This window comes from uncultured Polaribacter sp., assembly GCF_947501385.1.
Classification (GTDB): domain Bacteria; phylum Bacteroidota; class Bacteroidia; order Flavobacteriales; family Flavobacteriaceae; genus Polaribacter.
This window is the reverse complement of record NZ_CANMVP010000006.1, coordinates 1-17,658: the sequence shown is the minus strand read 5'-3', so window position 1 is coordinate 17,658 and position 17,658 is coordinate 1. Positions and strand designations below refer to the sequence as shown.

Sequence of the window (17,658 nt, the reverse complement as noted above, 5' to 3'; positions counted from 1 at the left end):
AATCGAGCGCATAGGCAGCGGCTATTTTACATAACGGCTAATTATAGATACATAATGTTTTAAAAACGCTGCGAAGCAAACCGCTTATTAGTTTAATGACCCAAGTTCTACTTATTCTTATGAAAACGAATGCTTCTGGGATATTTTACAAATACTACATTATAGCTTACATATTTCTTTTATAAATGAATACCAACAGTAAGCATCATAATTTCTCCAACGCATCATCTGTGTTATAAATAGCTTCATCCACAGGATAAACCCATTTATAAAATGTACTATAATGTTCTGCGTTATGTAACTTGAGCTTTGAATAAAAGCGAAAGTAGTTACTATAGTTTCTTGAAAAAATTTATTCTAAAAGTTTCTTCTGCGATGTTAATGGAACACTTTTATGCGACGACGTAGGAGGAAGCATAATGTGTGTGGAATGGGAAACGATCTATATATTTCTTCATTATCTGATATAATGGAAAATATTCTCTTTAATTTTATCTATAATGGAAAATAATTGTGTATACTCGCTCTATAATGATTATAATGGAAAATATTCATTTTTAAATATTATTGTTATAATGGAAAACATTCTCTATATAATCATTTATAATGGAAAATTATACATATATTTGAATAATAAAGCAGTTTAAATGGAAAATATTCTACCTATTCATCTTCAAGAAGTCATTTTTTCTTCAAGTGACAAAAATTTAAGTAAACAAATATCTAAATTAGAAAAAGCTGGAGAAATCAGAAAAATTGCTCCAAGAATATACACATCAAACTTAATTGATGAGCCAGAAGTAATAATTACTAGAAACATTTTTACAATACTTGGTAACTTATATCCGAATTCCGTATTAAGCCATAGATCAGCTTTAGAATTCAAACCAACAAGTGAAGGTCATATTTTCGTTACATATACTTATACAAAAAAAATTAAACTACCTGGAATTACAATCCGTTTTATGAAAGGAAATGGTCCAATTGAAGGTGATAATCTTTTCTCTGGAGAACTATTTGTATCACAACAAGAAAGAGCATTTCTTGAAAATTTACAAGTTTCTAGGCAACCAGGACATGAATCCAAAATACTAACATTGCCTGAAATTGAAGCTAAATTAGAGCAAATAGTACGCGTAAATGGTGAGGATGGAATAAATAAAGTTAGAGATAATGCAAGAGTAATTGCCGAAAAACTGGGAATGCAAAGCGAATTCGCTAAATTAAATAGATTAATTAGTGCTTTATTAACCACAAAACCCTCAAAAATATTAAGTTCACCAATAGCTATGGCAAGGGCTTTTGGAAATCCTTATGACCCAGCTAGAATATCATTGTTTGAAACATTGTTCCAGCATCTTAAACAAAATGAATTTGGGAATTTTCCGGAAATAAATACAGCCAAAACAGCATTCAAAAATTTTGCATTTTTTGAAGCTTATTTTTCAAATTATATTGAAGGAACAATTTTCGAATTAGAAGAAGCGAAAAGTATTATTAAAACAGAAACTCCAATTGCTAATAGAGATGAAGATTCCCATGATGTTTTAGGGACATATAGAATCGTTAGTAATTTAAAAGAGATGAATAAAACTCCTGCAACACATGATGAACTTTTAAATATACTTCAATATAGACATCACATTCTTTTAGAAGCTAGAAAATCAAAGAAACCAGGTCAATTTAAAGATAAAAATAATAGGGCAGGCGATACGCATTTTGTTGATTTTAATTTGGTAAGAGGCACTCTTATCAAGGGATTTGATTATTATAGGGCATTAAATAACCCATTTGCGAAAGCTGCATATATAATGTTTATGATTAGTGAGATTCATCCATTTCTAGATGGGAATGGAAGAATAGCAAGAGTAATGATGAATGCGGAACTTGTAAAAGAAAAGCAAACCAAAATAATTATCCCAACTGTATATCGTGATGATTATTTAGGTGCATTAAGGCGTTTAACAAGACAGAAAGATCCCGTTGTATACGTAAAGATGTTACAAAGAGCTCAAGAATTCAGTTCTACTATAAAAGCAAATGATATGAACGAAGCAGAATTACAATTAGAGGCATGCAATGCTTTTAAAGAGCATGATAAAGCAATTCTAAAAATTGTTAAATAAGATTGAAATTGTTTGAAGGTGTTATTAAATTATCTAATAAGTTAATACGTTTTTTCCATTAATAGCACTTCTCTTTCTATAATATTCTAGAAATTCAAAACAAACACGTATATGAAGTTTGTTCTAAATAGCTTTTAATTATGAATCATCCACTGGATAATCCCTAATTAAAAATGTACTATAATGTGCTGTGTGGCGCCTGTGCTGAACTCGTTTCAGTATTACTTTGCTTGGGTAAAAGCGAAGTTATTACCTCAAATTTTCCTTAATTTTTTTCTTTCCCAAAAATTTCTTTAAAAATGTAATGGAATACTCTTTGCCCGAAGCGACGATAGGAGCGAAGTGGGAATGTGTATGGAATGGGAATATTTTCTCTAATTTTCAATTATTTACGGAATTCCGTAGAAAGTTACTTATTAAAATTCTGTATATTTATAGTCTCCCTACATTGCACAATTAATACACTAATGAATAATCTTTATTTATTGGAGTAAATTGTTAATTGATTGTGTTTCTCGAATAACTTTAAATTGAAAAATATTATTAAAACTATATGTTTAAAACAAATTATGGTGAGTTTAATCCAGATTCTTGGGAAGAAACTTGTCAACTAGCTTTTAAAGCTGCTTATAAAGCCGAGAATTATCAAAAAATGCCTGATGCAAATGGTGATTTAGGAATTGAAGGGTTTACCCTTAATTCTGGAAAAGCGTTTCAATGTTATTGTCCTGAAAATGATATCAAAGGACAAGATTTGTATGAAGCTTTAAGAGGCAAGATAACAAAAGACATTTTAAAATTAGATAAGAATTGTTCCGAACTAAAAAAAGTATTGGGTGATACAAAAATAAAGGAATGGTATCTAGTTACTCCTAAAAATGCTGATAAGAATATTTTCTCTCATTGTAGAAAAAAAGAAAAGGAAACTCTAAAGAAAAATCTAGAGGTTATTGATGATGATTTTAAAATAATCATACACGAGGTAGAAGATTATGTCCAATATTTTAAATTTACTGATGATGGTATTCGTTTTGACCCTTCTGTAAATGTCAAAGAGAAAAAAGAGCTGATTACTACTGAAAACACATATATAGAAAACGCTAAACGAAAATATACAAAAGTTTATAATAACGACTTTCCTGATTTAACAGAATTAGAGAAAAGTGTTTTAGCTGCTACGGATATGTCAATAGACAGATATCTGAAAGGAAAGAAAACTTTAGACTTTCTTAGAGTCAATCATCCAAGAGATTATGAACGCTTTAAAAGAATTATTTCTCAATTAGAAGACGAGGTAACATTTGACTCACTTGGTAGTATAGCAGATAAAAAACTCTTTATAAAAGAACAAACAAATATGGTTGAACAAAAACTAGTTTCTCAACTAGATGGCTTTGATGCAATTATGCTTCGTGCTCTAGCGAATCAAGTTGTTTCGCGTTGGTTATTAGAATGCTCCTTAAATTTTATATAAAATGAAAGAAGAAGTCTTTTTTAAAAGAAGGCCTATAGCTCAAACAGTTGATTATCGTCCAATATGGAAGATAGGTCAATTGTTGTTAATCATTAGAGATGGAGCTTCAACAGCAGGATGCTCATTACTGAAATTACATCTTTTTTCTTGGGTTTTTCAAGGTTATAAAAACAAAGAAAAATTATTAAAATGGATAGCTAGTGATTTTGAATCTGAAATGAGTATTTGGACCTTGTCTCCACACGTTAATAGAGCTATTGCATTTGCGATAGGTGAAAAATTATTAAAAGAGGAAAAGGGAAAATATACCCTTACTTTAAAAGGAAACCAATACTTAACAAAAATTGACTCTATTGAGGAAGCATATTCGAATGAAAAAAAGGTTTTAAATAGATATGGTAAAATAGTATCAGACTCAAAGATTGACAAATTAGCAAAAGACTGGAAATGATCAAAATTAATGGATTAAGAATAAATATTATAAATAAAAAAGGTCTTTTTGGAAACGAATTTACTTTTGAAAAAGGATTAAATATTATTAGAGGAAATAATTCTTCAGGAAAGAGTACTGTTTTTCAAAGCTTACTTTATGGATTAGGTATGGAAGAGCTAATTGGAGGTAAAAATACAGCAGCTTTACAATACGTCCTTAAAGAAAAAATTATTGTAGATGATGAGACTATCCCAATTATAGAATCAAATGTGCTTCTTGAAATAGAAAACACAAAAGGTGAAATTATTACGATACAAAGATATATTGTAAATGAAAAATTTGATTCAAGATATGTTAAGGTCTATAAAGGTAGTCTTATAACTAATATCATAAAGTCCGATATTGATTATTTGGAAATGTATTTACACGATAAGAACGCAGCTCAAAATCAGGAGTTTGGTTTTCACGCATATTTAGAGAAGTTTTTAGATATATCATTACCTAAAGTCAATTATACCGATGGGTCAGAAAGAAAGCTTTATTTACAAACACTTTTTCCATCATTTACTATTGAACAAAAAAATGGTTGGTCAGACTTTTTATCAACTATTCCGTACTACAAAATAAGAGACCCAAAATCAAAAGTTATTGAATATATTTTGAATTTAGATGTTTTAGAAAACCAAAAAAAGAAAACTAAACTAAATTTTAATAAGAAGATTATAGAGCATCAATGGGAACAAAAATTTATTGATTTTAAAGATTTAATAAGCAGTGAATCTTTTCAAATACAAGGTGTTGATTCCGATGCATTTATCATTAAACCAGAAGATAGTATTTATATTAGAAGGTTAGTCGAAGATGGTGAGTATAAAAATATAGATGAATATTTAGGCATAGTAAAAAATGAGTTAGATGAATCCAACAAAAAAAGTGTGCCAACTACAGGTGAGAATACAGAAAAATTAACTCTTCGTTCTAAGAAAATAAGTGAAAAAATATCATTTGCAAATGTTGAAAAACAAAATGCTAATAATGATATCGTTTTATTATCAAGAGAGTTAAAGGAATATAAAAGAGATTATTCAAATACCATAAAAGATTTAGATAATTATACTGCTTTAAAAAAAGTGAACGATTTTGCAAGTCAAGAGAATTTGACCTTGCCTACCGATAATTGTCCTACTTGTAGCCAAAGTATAAAAGACACTTTATTACCACAGGAAATCGACCAAGATTATATGAGATTGGATGAGAATATAGAACATCTCAAAGCTCAAAAAGAAATGTATACAACATTCATTTCTGGACAAGAAGATAGTTTGATAAATTTGAAAACAAAATTAGAACGACTAGAAGATTATGTCAAAAAGAATCGTTCTATTTTAAAATCTATTAATAGAGAGTTAGTTTCAGATGATAGAATTCCGTCACAATTTGAAATAGAAAGAAGAATTAGATTAGAAAATCAATTAAGACATTATACCAAACTAAGAATTAAAACAGATTCTATAATAAAGGATTTTAGATCCCTCTCCAAGCAGTATGCTAAAATATTAGGAGAAATTAAGGATTTACCAAGTAGTTTTTATTCTCCTTTGGATTTTCAAAAAATGAAATATCTTAATACAGAATTCAAGCAATTATTGACAAAATTTAATTACAGAAGTTATGAAGTAAATGAAATTTCTATTCCATACGATGGATATTTTCCAACTGTCCAAGGTTTGAATTTAGTTAAAAATTTTGATGACAAAAAAGAGGAAAAAAAAATCGAAGGAAAGCTAAAGCATAATTCTTCAGCAAGTGATTTTGTTAGGGCTATATGGGCATATACATCTGCTTTATATAAAACTTCTGTGAAATTCAATTCGAATCATCCAAAATTATTGGTGTTCGACGAGCCTTCTCAACACGATATGGCTAATAGAGATATGAATAATTTTTTAGCGGAATTATCAAGCTATAGTAATGGTCAATCTATTGTGTTTGCATCATTTGGAGAAAGAGATGAAAATTTTAAAGAAGAAACAAAAGGAATAGAGAATTTTCATTTAATTGACTTAAGTAAACTAACAAAGATTTTTAAATTTCAAAGTGAATTATAATTATGATAGAAAGAGGAGATATATTAGAAGCTAAAAATCGACATAAAGATGCTGGTCTACATTACATTATTTTTTATTCAGGAAAAGATACAAGACATTTTCTAGGAGGAATGTTAACAACATCTTCTGAATATGAGGAAAATATTCCAATGCATAAAGATCATTTTGAAACAAAAGACCTAGACCAACATAATTATAAAATCCAATACAATAACTCACATCTAGTTCCTGCTAAATTAATTAAACTAGAATCTTGGAGACCTTTCAAAATCGTTGGTAAATTAACTAAACAAGGTGTAGAGTTTGTTGAAAATCATATAGATGATTTAGCCGAGATGTTATGGGAAGAGTATCTCGTGTTAAGGGTCGTTAATGATTAATATGCGAAAAACAAAAACTAATAGGAGGGAAGGGGCTCCTTTAATTTAGATTTATGACGTGGACAAAAAGATACCATTATCCAGGTGATGTTGAGGAAGGATATTATTTTGATATAGGCACATATGTCTGTAAAAATCATTTTAATGATGATTTTTTAAATAATTATATTGGAAATAATGGAATTAGAGGTATTTGTTCTTACTGCGATAAAAGACTTGTAGTAATCGAATTAGAAGCAGTTTTAACTTTAATAGCAGTTGGTTTAAGTTATATCTATGAGGATCCTTTAGATAGCAGATATTATAATAAAGATACTAAATATGGATTTGATGGAAATATACAGCCCTTTGAAGAACTATGGTGGGATGATCCCTTTGATTTAAGAATTGAAGATGGAAAATTACTAGAAGATGTAAGTAATCAACTTTATACAGATCAATTATATTGTGAAAAAAATGAATTTGGTTCCCATCAAGACTATTTAGATGAATTATGGAGTCATTTTAAAGAAGTATTGAAACATAAGGCTAGATTCGCTTTTCACTTTTCAAATACATTTAGAAAGTGGAATTTATCAGATCCTTCAGATATTTTACATCAAGTAGCAGCTACTATTCTCCATCATAATATGATTAGCACTCTTAAAGAAAATACAATTTTGTATAGGGCTAGACAGCATACTACTGAAAACGAAGTTACAGGTGCTGCCAAAATAGCTTCGCTGCCAAATTTTCTAAATAAAACAGCTGGTAGAATGAATGCGGCAGGAATATCATTATTTTATTGTAGTAAAAATAAAAATGTTACAATTAAAGAAGTCGTGAGTAAAAAGAGAACAACAATGCCTTATTACTCTACAGCAATTTTTAGAAATGCAGAAGCGATAAGGCTTGTTGATTTAACAAAGCTTCCCGACACGCCATCCGTATTTGATGAGAGTAATAATCAATCAATAGATATAATTTACTTTATGCATTCATTTGTTGAAGAAGTAAGCCTTCCGGTTCTTCAAAAAGATTCAATCCTTGAATATTTGCAAACACAAGTAATAACCGAATATATTAGATATAATCCAGATTTAAATGTTGATGGGATGATATATCATTCTGCTAAAGACTCAAAGTCAAAGAATATAGTGCTTTTCTACAATCACGAGGATTCATTGGATAAATTAAAATTTTCTAAATCGAGTATTAAAACATCTTTGGTTAAAGATTTATAATATTATGTAAAATAGAAACAATAAGAGTCCTACCCAGATGGTAGCGTTGACAAAACGGCCTCAGAAAACTTTGGTAAAACAATAGGTGAATGAGCGTACATATTTTAGAGAGTTAGCAATACGTTATAAATTACAATATTTAGCTAAAAATGTACACTGTACATTTTCTTAACGCTAAATAATCTAAAATATAGCGATTGAGCCGTATACTAGACAACGTAGTATTAAAATATTTAAACAATATTATCGCAAAATTCACTATATTTGTTATTATAAATAACTAAAATTTATCATAAAATGATACAGATAGTAGAAGAATATACAAAATATGTTCATAAAATACCAGAGTTGATTAGTAAAACTGATTATAAAGCAAGTTATTTTATAAAATTATTAAATTTAAAAGCACCTACATATTATAGAAAATTAAGAGAAAATGCTTTTACTATTGATGAAATTAATATACTTACAAAGGCATTATATCCAAAAGAATCTTACAAGAATGAATTATTGAAAAGTATTGAAAATGGAAGAAATGATTTTAAGAATGGAAATATTTTAACATCAGAAGAAATGAAAACTCAAATGAGAGAAAAGATACTATCTCATAAATAAGGTTTTTGATAATTATTCCAAATACTAACCACTTGAATAGTTTCATCAGAGATATCATAAAGCATATAAATTTGAGGAACTACCAATATTTTATAAATTAATAATTCTTTATCAAAAATTCCAAGTTTAGGATTAGCCAAAAGTAATTTCTCGGTTCGCATTATTTTTTCTTCATAATTTAAACATACTTTTAAACTCCATTTGTCTAAAAGATATTCAATATTATCTAAGTTTTCTAAATTAGCATTAACTGACCAAACAATTTTCATACGTCAAACATAGTATAATTTAATATAAAAATATAATAATAACAGCGTAAATTATTCATATATAATTATTTAAAAAGCTAATATACAATAAATTATATAAATGTACTATAATTTACATTATGTTAAATAGAATATTTAACAATCCATCCACTACATCCGTTGTGTATAATAATTATAATCTTTAAGCACGGTATCTATAAATTCAGAATCGCTTTTATGCTTTGAAGTGATTTGCGTGACTTCAATAATCTTAGAACGCAGTTTTATCAACGTTTTATAATCGTTAAACTTTCTAGCAGATGCAAATGTATCTTTAATAATGCGAACATCATTATCAGACAATTGAATCACATTCGGATATGTTGGCAAATAAGTATCTGTAAGATGCATTAAAATGGTATCAGAAAATTTGGCTTCGTCTTTTAAAGAAATCACAATGGTATTGGCAATAATATCACCAAAGCGCTGGTTTTTATTTGTAAAGATAATCAGTAGCAATCCTACCAATTTACCAACAATAAAACAGACTCCCATAATAAGATCTTCATGCTCTAAGCCTAAAGAATACATATAAACAGCCAATAAAATAAACAAGTTAAAATCTACAATCCGCAAAAGCCAACGCATGATAAAATCTGTGATAGACGGTTTAAAACCATCCTCATTAATGACCTTAATCTTTAGGAGTTTCTTGCCCACCGTTTGCCCGTCTAACAATATTTCAGAATACAGCGAATAAAAAGTAACAGGAATCAAAACTAAGATACCAACAGCCTGTGCAGTCCAATGATCTCCAGAGAAAACTCTTTCTACTACCTGAAAATCAAATACATAATACACAAAGTACAAATACGCAAACTTTAGCACATTGTCTACAACAAAGGCCAACAAACGCATGCCAACATTGGCTAGGGTAAAGTTAATATTTACATTTTGTGCGGTTTTTATTTGGAGTCTTTTCATGCAATGATTAAATTCGCTCTTCATGAGAGAGGTCGCTTTTATAAAGCAAAATAAAGAAAAATGGCTCGAATTTGAACAAGTAATTTCAAATAAAAAGAAAATAAGTTCAGACGACATCGCCAACCTGCATATTAAGATCATGAACGATCTGGTATATGCACAAACCTATTATCCTAAAAGTAAGGTTACTACCTACTTAAATAAACTGGCAAAAAGTAGTTTCGACAAGGTATACCATGCCAAAAGAAGAGACCAAAACATTCTATTGTATTTCTTTTTTGATCAAGTGCCACTCCTCGCCTATCAATATAGAAAATACATCTATTTGTCATTTGCGTTTTTCTTTATCTGCTTTTTTATAGGATTGCTATCTACCTTTAATGACGAAACTTTTGCACGCCAAATTCTGGGGAATGAATACATAGACCAAACCTTAGATAATATAGAAAGTGGCGATGCAATGGCCATCTATAAAAGCGGTAGCAACTGGGGCACCTTTATAGGCATTTACAATAACAACCAAAGAGTAGGTTTAAATATGTTTCTTTCGGGCTTATTTCTGGGGATTGGAACTGGTTTTTATGTAGTTGTAAACGGGATTATGGTCGCTGTTTTTCAAGCCTTTTTTTACCAACAAAACAGCCTTTTCGATAGCATCAAAGGCATTTGGATTCATGGAACTTATGAAATTTTCGGAATTATCATTCAGGCAGCAACAGGCTATATGATTGGTGCGAGTATTTTATTTCCAGGAACTTTAAAACGATTTGAATCCTTTAAAAAAGGTGTTAGAAATGCATTTTTTATATTTATCAGCACCATTCCATTTACCATCGCAGCAGCATTTTTAGAAGGCTATATCACAAGGTATTCGAATACCATGCCTACAATTATTTGTTTCGCAATTATTCTATGTAGCCTTGCTACTATTGGGTATTACTATTTAATCTTGCCTTTTAAAGTGGCTAGAAAACACCAATTACGTTGATGAAAAAGCTCTTTATACTTATCATTTGCACACAATTTGCTTTCGTACTAAACGGTCAAGAAAAAGGTTTAGACAGTATTGCTACTGTAAAAGACACCACAAAATATCTTAAAACCATTAATTATACGTCTCAACGAACCTTCAAAGGAGATTTAAAGGAAAAGTATACCGAAAAAGATTTTATTTATGTGGAAGTACCTGAGAATGAAAAAGAGAATAGCACTGCTCCTAACCTAGGTTTTTTAAAAGCATTCGTCTTTTTTATGAAAAGTATTTTTCCGTTTCTTTTAGGCGGATTTATTGTTTTTGTGATATTAAAAATTATGTTGGGTTCAGAAACGAGTTTTTGGAATTTCAAAAAAGGAAAAAAGAAAGTTGCAGAAAAATTGGTATATGAAGACGAAGACATTCATGAAGTAGATTTAGAAGCCTTGCTACAACAAGCCATTGCAGCACAAAACTACAGATTGGCGATTCGGTATTATTATTTATCCGTTTTAAAGTTATTAGCCAATAAAAAATTGATTGATTATCATAAAGACAAAACCAATGCAGCATACAAATTTGAACTAGAAAAAGGAAGTATGAGAGACGAATTTTCGTATCTTTCTTATGTCTATACCTATGTTTGGTATGGAGAATTCTCAATTAACACAACCGATTTTAGTAAGATTCAAGAGAAGTACAAATCATTTAAAAAGAACACACATAAATGATACAACTTCAATACATAAAAAAATTAATACTTCTTTTATTCATCATCATTTTTACGAGTTGTAAAAAGACAGATTGGGTAGAAAATTATAGAGAGAAAGAGAAAAGTCCGTTTGGGAATTATATCATTTCGAAAGAAATAGACACGCTGTTTCAGGAGCAAAACACAACATTTTTAAAAGAGAATTTCTATGATTATTTACTGTTTAATGATGATAAAGATTCCACAAAAAACAAGACGTATCTCTTAATTAAGAATGCAGCCAGTAAGCAAACAGCAGCAGGAACCATAGAATTATTAAACTTTGTAAAACAAGGAAACACCGCTTTTATCGCGTTAAATTATTTTAAAGAATCGTTTAAAGAAAAATTAGAATTCACCACCAATAACTTAGATAAGAAAGTTTCTTCTATTGCAGCTTTAAAAAGGTTAAAAGGCGAATTTTACTTAAAACATACAGATTTTGTAGATGCACCTTATGTGTTTGAAAGAAACATCCGTAGAAATTATTTTTTAGAATACAATGAGAACAAAACCATTGTTTTAGGAACCACAAAAATTGATAGTGAAGAAGTACCAAATTTTGTAAAGATTTATCATGGCAAAGGTGCTTTCTACTTGCATACAAATCCTGTAGTTTTTACAAATTACTTCTTATTGAACGGAAAAGAAAATTATGTAGAGAACCTCTTATCCTATCTGCCAAAAAAATCTATTTTATGGGATGTGCATATAAAATCTAGCAAGTATTCTGATACTAAAGAACAAAAACCTTCTATTTTTAAGTTCTTTTTTCAGCATGAAACCTTAACTTGGTTTTTATTTGTCTCAGTAGCCGGTTTGTTATTGTTTATGTTGTTTAACGCACGAAGAAAACAAAGAGCAATTCCTGTTCTAGCACCTTTAGAAAATACCACGGTAGCATTTACGCAAACCATTTCTAATTTGTATTTAAGTGAAGCAGATCATAAGGTCTTAGTAGATAAGAAGATTGTTTTTTTCTTAGAGAAAGTACGTTCTAAATACTTGATACATACCTTAAATTTAAATGCCGATTTTATAAAAAAATTAGCCGCCAAATCAGGCAACGAATTACAAAAAACAAAATATTTGATACATACCATAATTGCTCTAAATAAAAAACCTGAATGTTCTGAAGAAGAACTCATTGGGTTGCATAAAATGATTGAAAACTTCTTTAAAAAATAACGATGGATACACCAAACATAGAACAGGTAAACAACGAACAAACTCCTGAAAGAATTGAGTTTGAAAACAGAATAGATGTTGCTGAATTGCAAGAAAATGTATACAAAATAAAGCAACAGTTACAGAAAGTAATTGTGGGTCAAAAAGACATGCTCGATTTGTTAATTGTTGCGCTACTTTCCGACGGACATGTTTTAATTGAAGGTGTTCCGGGCGTCGCAAAAACCATTACGGCAAAACTATTGTCTAAAACCATCGCTGCAGATTTTAGTAGAATTCAGTTTACGCCAGATTTAATGCCATCAGATATTTTAGGAACTTCTGTGTATAACTTACAGACCTCGGAATTTGAGTTTAAAAAAGGCCCTATTTTTTCTAGCATGATTTTAATTGATGAAATCAACAGAGCACCAGCAAAAACACAGGCTGCTTTGTTTGAAGTGATGGAAGAAAAGCAAGTAACTATAGATGGCAAAACCTATAAAATGGAAGAGCCTTTTATTGTGTTAGCAACACAAAACCCAATCGAGCAAGAAGGAACCTACAGATTGCCAGAAGCACAATTAGACCGTTTTTTATTCAAAATTAATGTTGAATACCCAAATGCAGATGAAGAGTTTGACATTATTCTAAAAGAACAAGCTTTAAAAAACACCACAAAAGAGAGTAAAATTGAAACCGTAATTACTGCCTCAAAAATTATTGAGTTTCGAAATTTGGTAAATCAAATTGCTATCGAAGAAAATCTTTTAAAATACATCGCGAATATTGTAGTGAATACAAGATCTAATTCGTTTTTATATTTGGGCGCTTCACCAAGAGCAAGCATTGCCATTTTAAACGCTTCTAAAGCTTTTGCAGCAATAGATGGAAGAGATTTTGTTACGCCAGAAGATATTAAAAAAGCAACAATTCCGGTATTGCAACACAGGGTTATTGTAACACCAGAAAGAGAAATGGAAGGTTTAACCAGCAAACAAATTATAGAACAGATTATTGAGGCTGTGGAGATTCCTAGGTAGGTTTTAGTACGCAGTAAACAGTTGGCAGTTTGCAGTCGTACATCATAAGTCAAATAGTCATAAGTCATTAAAATATTGAAACACTTTTACAACACATTATTTTTAAACAATCGTTTTTTCTATTTCTTAGGAACGGTGGCTGTATGTTTCGTGATAGGTTTTTTTGCACCTATATTCTATGAAGTTTCTAAAGTGTTGCTTTGTGTCATCACCATTTTAGTGTTTGTAGACATCTTTTTGTTGTACCATCTTAAAAAAGGAGTTTCATTGAAGCGTTCTTTACCTGAAAGATTGTCTAATGGCGATTTGAATAAAGTCACTCTAAAAATAAAAAACCAATATACTTTTACAAGTCATTTATCTATTATTGAAGAACTCCCCTATCAATTCCAAAAGAGAGATTTTATTTTTCCTTTAGTGATTCCTTCCAAAGAAGAAAAAACAATATATTACGATTTAAAACCATCAGAAAGAGGTGTCTATAATTTTGGAAAAAGTAATGTGTATGCAAGTTCTCCTTTGCAATTGGCCACCAAAAAATATATTTTAGGAGAAGAAACCGTCTTAAAATGCTATCCTTCTTTTTTAAAATTAAGAGCGTTCGATTTTAAAGCGTTTAGTAATAATGCGATTTCCTACGGAACAAAAAAAGTAAGAAGAATTGGACATTCTTTAGAGTTCGAACAAATTAAAGAATATGTTTCTGGTGATGATATAAGAACCTTAAACTGGAAAGCAACTGCGAAGCGGAATCAATTAATGGTGAATCAATATGTAGAAGAAAAATCGCAACCTGTCTATTCAATCATAGACAAAGGACGCGCTATGCAAATGCAATTTAACGAACTGAGTTTGTTAGACTATGCAATCAATGCAACTTTAGCAATTAGCAATATTATTTTAAGAAAGCAAGACAAAGCAGGCATGTTGTCTTTCTCTAAAAACTTAGAAGATTGGATTGTTGCTGAAAAAAGAAACTCGCAAATGAGTTTAATTTCTGAAGCGTTACACAATCTAAAAACAGACTTTTCTGAATCTGATTTTAGTACATTATACGCGGTTATCAAAAGAAAAATAACACATAGAAGTTTGTTAATTATATATACAAATTTCGAAACAATGGACGGTTTAAACAGACAACTTACCTATTTACGTGCGTTGGCCAAAAACCATTTAGTGTTAGTTGTTTTCTTTAAAAATACAGAACTACAAACTTTAATCAATTCAAAAGCAGCTACAATTCAAGATGTATATGACAGTATTATTGCTGAAAAGTTTATGTATGAAAAAGTACGAATTGTAAATGAATTAAAGAAATACGGAATTCAATCGGTTTTAACATCTCCAGAAAATCTAACGGGAGATACCATCAACAAATATTTAGAATTAAAATCGAGAGGATTGTTTTAGTTTTTATATTTACGATAAATAACTATGGATTTCAAATCCATAGTTTAACTAAAAGAGTGCACTTTTTTTTAGAAAATGATAAGACAGAATCCTTGTAATCATGTCTGTTAGAGACCCGAGAAAAATTTTTATCAAGCGGTTGGAATGACGTAATGTCTCCTCGAGCATTACTGAAATGAAAATACATTTTCATTGAAAGTAGCTAGCGAAGCTATCGAGAGGTTTTAATGAGGTCTCGACTGCGCTCGACCAGACATATATTAATAATTTGTAAAACAGTAACTTGCTACGTCAATGGTAGACCCAAGAAAAAAAATATTAAGCGGTTATGTCTGTAAATATGTCTATTCGAGCGTTCCGAATCTCTTAAAAGAGTATAAAAACTAAAGTAACTGCAATAAAATTGCAAATTTTCGACTTTTAACAAGAAAATGAATAAAAATGGATTGGTATCTACATGTTTTAAAAAATTACTTTAAGTTTTCTGGAAGAGTAAGAAGAAAAGAATACTGGATGTTTTGTCTATTTCATATTTTATTTTCGGGACTTTTATTGATTCTCTATTTTTATACAAATGATACTTCAAATTTATTTGAAGAAAATTTTGAAGAAGACCATACAAACTATCTTTTTTTACAAATTTTAGGATTGTATACTTTAGCAACTGTTATTCCATCTTTAGCTTTAAGTTCAAGAAGAATGCACGATTTAGGAAAAAGTGGTGCTTGGTTTTTAATAAATTTCATCCCTTATATTGGCTCGTTTTGGTTTCTAATATTAACTTGTATGGATGGAGAAGCTAAAACGAATAAATGGGGAGAAAATCCCAAAGGAATTGGAAATAACAGAGAGATCGATTTTATTGGTCAAGAATAATTTAGTTCTTTTTTTCTTTATATTCTTCCCAGCTACCATCATAACTAATGTTTGTTCTATGGCTACTATTTACATTTAAACTGCTCTTATTATTGGCGAAAAGGGTAAGTACTACGCTATAGTTTTCATTTTTTGCATTTAACCAATACTCTAAAACATAGGCTTCTTTTTCTTTATCGTAAAGTTGTTTTTCTTTTTTTATTGCACCTTCAAATTTTACGCCACTATCTGAATTATAACCTCCGCCCAATTGTTGTTGCCCATAATAAGGCAAATCCATATGAATGCTATCATTTTTTATACGGAAGAAATTAGGATTTCCGATAAGATTTATACTATTCGCAGTACTTCCTGGAGGTAATAAGTTTTCTATACCTGTTACATTATTCATAAGCCCCAAAGGTCTGGCCCAATCAAAAGAAGCTGTTATGTTTTTAGTAGCTACTATTTGCTTTAAATTTATAATTTCCGCTTGTGTTGCAGCACTTTTTGAGCTTCCACAACTCATAAAAACTAGGAAAAGACTTAAAATTGCTATTTTCATCATATGATAATTAATTGATTAATAACGTACTAAATTTACAAAATTCACTCCAAATATTATTTAAAGATATCACAAATTAAAGAGTATTTTTGGAAACTAAAAAATAGCAATGAGTATAGAAGTCATTTTTGAAGACGAATACATCTTATGCGTGATTAAACCAAACAATATGTTGGTGCATCATGCTTTTCATTCTAGAAATGTTGGAGATGAAACCTCTCTTTTACAATTCATTGAAGCTGAAAAAGGAATAAAAGTATATCCTATCCATCGATTGGATAGAAAAACTTCGGGAATTATATTACTCTCCAAAGAGAAAAGCTATGTTTCTAAATTTCAAGAATTATTTACAAACAAAGAAATTGAAAAAACGTATTTCGGCGTAATTAGAGGTTTTTCACCCGAAACAAAAATAATTGATTCTCCTGTTAAAGGACGCGATGCCAATGTACATAAAGAGGCTTTAACGCATTTAAAAACGCTAGCACAGGTTTTGTTAGATGTTCCTGTAAAACCTTATGATTCTTCACGTTACAGTTTGGTTGAAATGAAACCAAAAACGGGTAGAATGCATCAATTAAGAGTGCATACAAACAAAATTAGCCATCCTTTAATTGGTGATGCAAAATATGGTGATAAAAATCATGATCTGATGTATGCAGAAAAGTTTGGGTGGAAGAATTTATTTTTACATGCAGGAAAACTAGAATTTATACATCCTTTTTCATTAGAAAAATTAGTATTAACAGCAAGATTTCCAAAAGATTGGATAGAGTTGTTTGAAGCGTTTTCTTGGAAGAATCCGCTTGCATAAAGCTGTCATTCCTGCAAAGGCAGGAATCTTATAATTAAACTTCCTCTTAATAAGTGGATTCCTGCCTACGCAGGAATGACAGGAGAAAAAACACAGAGCTACACAGATTTTTCTTAACCTGATATGATACGTGAACATATTCCCTTTCAATAAAACTTTGCAAATCTCTGCGGAAACACTCTGTGAATCTCCACCATGTGACAGGTTTAATATTCAATAGATTGTGTATCAAATGAACATCCTTTTTTCATCAGAAAAACTAGTATTAATAGCAAGTTTCCCAAAAGATTGGATAGAGTTGTTTAAAGCGTTTTCTTGGAAAAATCCGCTTGCATAAAGCTGTCATTCCTGCGAAGGCAGGAATCTTATAATTAAACTTCCTCTTAATAAGTGGATTCCTGCCTACGCAGGAATGAACTGTGCTTAAAAACAAATATTTGGTTGATAATTTTCTATATATTTTTGTTTTGATGTAGCTACTGCAAAAGC

The 17,658-nt window shown here is 30.0% G+C and carries 17 protein-coding genes; 14 read left to right on the top strand and 3 right to left on the bottom strand.

The genetic code is table 11. The features are described 5' to 3' along the window. Window positions 1-647: 647 nt before the first annotated feature. The 7 genes from Q0998_RS05275 to Q0998_RS05245 all read left to right on the top strand — a co-directional run bounded on the left by Q0998_RS05275 (window position 648) and on the right by Q0998_RS05245 (window position 8,359). Complete coding sequence (locus tag Q0998_RS05275) at window positions 648-2,126, top strand: Fic family protein (RefSeq protein WP_299667215.1); 1,479 nt, start codon at window positions 648-650, stop codon at window positions 2,124-2,126. 553 nt (window positions 2,127-2,679) lie between these two features. Next, entirely contained in the window at window positions 2,680-3,600 is a 921-nt protein-coding gene (locus Q0998_RS05270) for a hypothetical protein (protein WP_299667212.1), read from the top strand. Between the two features lies 1 nt (window position 3,601). Next, window positions 3,602-4,051, top strand: a complete 450-nt coding sequence (locus Q0998_RS05265) for a hypothetical protein (RefSeq protein ID WP_299667210.1) — start codon at window positions 3,602-3,604, stop codon at window positions 4,049-4,051. Further along, the gene (locus Q0998_RS05260; RefSeq protein WP_299667208.1) at window positions 4,048-6,141 is read left to right on the top strand and encodes a hypothetical protein; all 2,094 of its coding nucleotides are present in this window, start codon (window positions 4,048-4,050) and stop codon (window positions 6,139-6,141) included. The genes Q0998_RS05265 and Q0998_RS05260 overlap by 4 nt, the downstream gene beginning before the upstream one ends. A gap of 2 nt (window positions 6,142-6,143) precedes the next feature. Then, complete coding sequence (locus tag Q0998_RS05255; protein WP_299667206.1) at window positions 6,144-6,521, top strand: hypothetical protein; 378 nt, start codon at window positions 6,144-6,146, stop codon at window positions 6,519-6,521. A 53-nt stretch (window positions 6,522-6,574) separates the two neighbouring features. Then, complete coding sequence (locus Q0998_RS05250) at window positions 6,575-7,744, top strand: HEPN-associated N-terminal domain-containing protein (protein ID WP_299667203.1); 1,170 nt, start codon at window positions 6,575-6,577, stop codon at window positions 7,742-7,744. A gap of 297 nt (window positions 7,745-8,041) precedes the next feature. Next, on the top strand, window positions 8,042-8,359 hold the full coding sequence (locus Q0998_RS05245) for a hypothetical protein (RefSeq protein WP_299667201.1): 318 nt from the start codon (window positions 8,042-8,044) through the stop codon (window positions 8,357-8,359). On the opposite strand, the gene Q0998_RS05240 is transcribed toward Q0998_RS05245, so the two are convergent. Next, window positions 8,350-8,628 carry a type II toxin-antitoxin system RelE/ParE family toxin gene (locus tag Q0998_RS05240; RefSeq protein WP_299667199.1) on the bottom strand — a complete coding sequence of 93 codons (279 nt, stop codon included), beginning with the start codon at window positions 8,626-8,628 and terminating at the stop codon, window positions 8,350-8,352. The two genes, Q0998_RS05245 and Q0998_RS05240, sit on opposite strands and share 10 nt — an antisense overlap. Before the next feature lie 150 nt (window positions 8,629-8,778). Further along, window positions 8,779-9,591, bottom strand: coding sequence for an RDD family protein (locus Q0998_RS05235; RefSeq protein WP_299667197.1), 813 nt, complete (start codon window positions 9,589-9,591; stop codon window positions 8,779-8,781). A 22-nt stretch (window positions 9,592-9,613) separates the two neighbouring features. Between Q0998_RS05235 and Q0998_RS05230 the strand changes: the two genes are divergently transcribed. From Q0998_RS05230 to Q0998_RS05205, 6 genes are all read left to right on the top strand, one after another. Next, window positions 9,614-10,579 carry a stage II sporulation protein M gene (locus tag Q0998_RS05230; protein ID WP_299667195.1) on the top strand — a complete coding sequence of 322 codons (966 nt, stop codon included), beginning with the start codon at window positions 9,614-9,616 and terminating at the stop codon, window positions 10,577-10,579. After that, the gene (locus tag Q0998_RS05225) at window positions 10,579-11,295 is read left to right on the top strand and encodes a hypothetical protein (protein ID WP_299667193.1); all 717 of its coding nucleotides are present in this window, start codon (window positions 10,579-10,581) and stop codon (window positions 11,293-11,295) included. Before Q0998_RS05230 ends, Q0998_RS05225 begins: the two co-directional genes overlap by 1 nt. Then, on the top strand, window positions 11,292-12,503 hold the full coding sequence (locus tag Q0998_RS05220) for a DUF4350 domain-containing protein (RefSeq protein WP_299667191.1): 1,212 nt from the start codon (window positions 11,292-11,294) through the stop codon (window positions 12,501-12,503). Before Q0998_RS05225 ends, Q0998_RS05220 begins: the two co-directional genes overlap by 4 nt. A 2-nt stretch (window positions 12,504-12,505) precedes the next feature. Next, window positions 12,506-13,525: a MoxR family ATPase gene (locus tag Q0998_RS05215; RefSeq protein WP_299667189.1), complete on the top strand. Its 1,020-nt coding sequence runs from the start codon at window positions 12,506-12,508 to the stop codon at window positions 13,523-13,525. Window positions 13,526-13,600: 75 nt separating this feature from the next. Beyond that, entirely contained in the window at window positions 13,601-14,935 is a 1,335-nt protein-coding gene (locus Q0998_RS05210; RefSeq protein WP_299667187.1) for a DUF58 domain-containing protein, read from the top strand. A 441-nt stretch (window positions 14,936-15,376) separates the two neighbouring features. Beyond that, window positions 15,377-15,811: a DUF805 domain-containing protein gene (locus Q0998_RS05205; RefSeq protein ID WP_299667185.1), complete on the top strand. Its 435-nt coding sequence runs from the start codon at window positions 15,377-15,379 to the stop codon at window positions 15,809-15,811. Window position 15,812: 1 nt separating this feature from the next. On the opposite strand, the gene Q0998_RS05200 is transcribed toward Q0998_RS05205, so the two are convergent. After that, entirely contained in the window at window positions 15,813-16,358 is a 546-nt protein-coding gene (locus Q0998_RS05200) for a DUF4251 domain-containing protein (protein WP_299667182.1), read from the bottom strand. A 106-nt stretch (window positions 16,359-16,464) separates the two neighbouring features. Here Q0998_RS05200 and Q0998_RS05195 point away from each other — a divergent pair, with 106 nt between their 5' ends. After that, the gene (locus Q0998_RS05195; protein ID WP_299667179.1) at window positions 16,465-17,169 is read left to right on the top strand and encodes a pseudouridine synthase; all 705 of its coding nucleotides are present in this window, start codon (window positions 16,465-16,467) and stop codon (window positions 17,167-17,169) included. Window positions 17,170-17,658 lie beyond the last annotated feature (489 nt).

What these genes read in the sequence shown, in the direction of transcription:
- Q0998_RS05275 (WP_299667215.1), top strand. Translation starts at nt 648, where the DNA reads ATGGAAAATATTCTACCTATTCATCTTCAAGAAGTCATTTTTTCTTCA.
- Q0998_RS05270 (WP_299667212.1), top strand. Translation starts at nt 2,680, where the DNA reads ATGTTTAAAACAAATTATGGTGAGTTTAATCCAGATTCTTGGGAAGAA.
- Q0998_RS05265 (WP_299667210.1), top strand. Translation starts at nt 3,602, where the DNA reads ATGAAAGAAGAAGTCTTTTTTAAAAGAAGGCCTATAGCTCAAACAGTT.
- Q0998_RS05260 (WP_299667208.1), top strand. Translation starts at nt 4,048, where the DNA reads ATGATCAAAATTAATGGATTAAGAATAAATATTATAAATAAAAAAGGT.
- Q0998_RS05255 (WP_299667206.1), top strand. Translation starts at nt 6,144, where the DNA reads ATGATAGAAAGAGGAGATATATTAGAAGCTAAAAATCGACATAAAGAT.
- Q0998_RS05250 (WP_299667203.1), top strand. Translation starts at nt 6,575, where the DNA reads ATGACGTGGACAAAAAGATACCATTATCCAGGTGATGTTGAGGAAGGA.
- Q0998_RS05245 (WP_299667201.1), top strand. Translation starts at nt 8,042, where the DNA reads ATGATACAGATAGTAGAAGAATATACAAAATATGTTCATAAAATACCA.
- Q0998_RS05240 (WP_299667199.1), bottom strand. Translation starts at nt 8,628, where the DNA reads ATGAAAATTGTTTGGTCAGTTAATGCTAATTTAGAAAACTTAGATAAT.
- Q0998_RS05235 (WP_299667197.1), bottom strand. Translation starts at nt 9,591, where the DNA reads ATGAAAAGACTCCAAATAAAAACCGCACAAAATGTAAATATTAACTTT.
- Q0998_RS05230 (WP_299667195.1), top strand. Translation starts at nt 9,614, where the DNA reads ATGAGAGAGGTCGCTTTTATAAAGCAAAATAAAGAAAAATGGCTCGAA.
- Q0998_RS05225 (WP_299667193.1), top strand. Translation starts at nt 10,579, where the DNA reads ATGAAAAAGCTCTTTATACTTATCATTTGCACACAATTTGCTTTCGTA.
- Q0998_RS05220 (WP_299667191.1), top strand. Translation starts at nt 11,292, where the DNA reads ATGATACAACTTCAATACATAAAAAAATTAATACTTCTTTTATTCATC.
- Q0998_RS05215 (WP_299667189.1), top strand. Translation starts at nt 12,506, where the DNA reads ATGGATACACCAAACATAGAACAGGTAAACAACGAACAAACTCCTGAA.
- Q0998_RS05205 (WP_299667185.1), top strand. Translation starts at nt 15,377, where the DNA reads ATGGATTGGTATCTACATGTTTTAAAAAATTACTTTAAGTTTTCTGGA.
- Q0998_RS05200 (WP_299667182.1), bottom strand. Translation starts at nt 16,358, where the DNA reads ATGATGAAAATAGCAATTTTAAGTCTTTTCCTAGTTTTTATGAGTTGT.
- Q0998_RS05195 (WP_299667179.1), top strand. Translation starts at nt 16,465, where the DNA reads ATGAGTATAGAAGTCATTTTTGAAGACGAATACATCTTATGCGTGATT.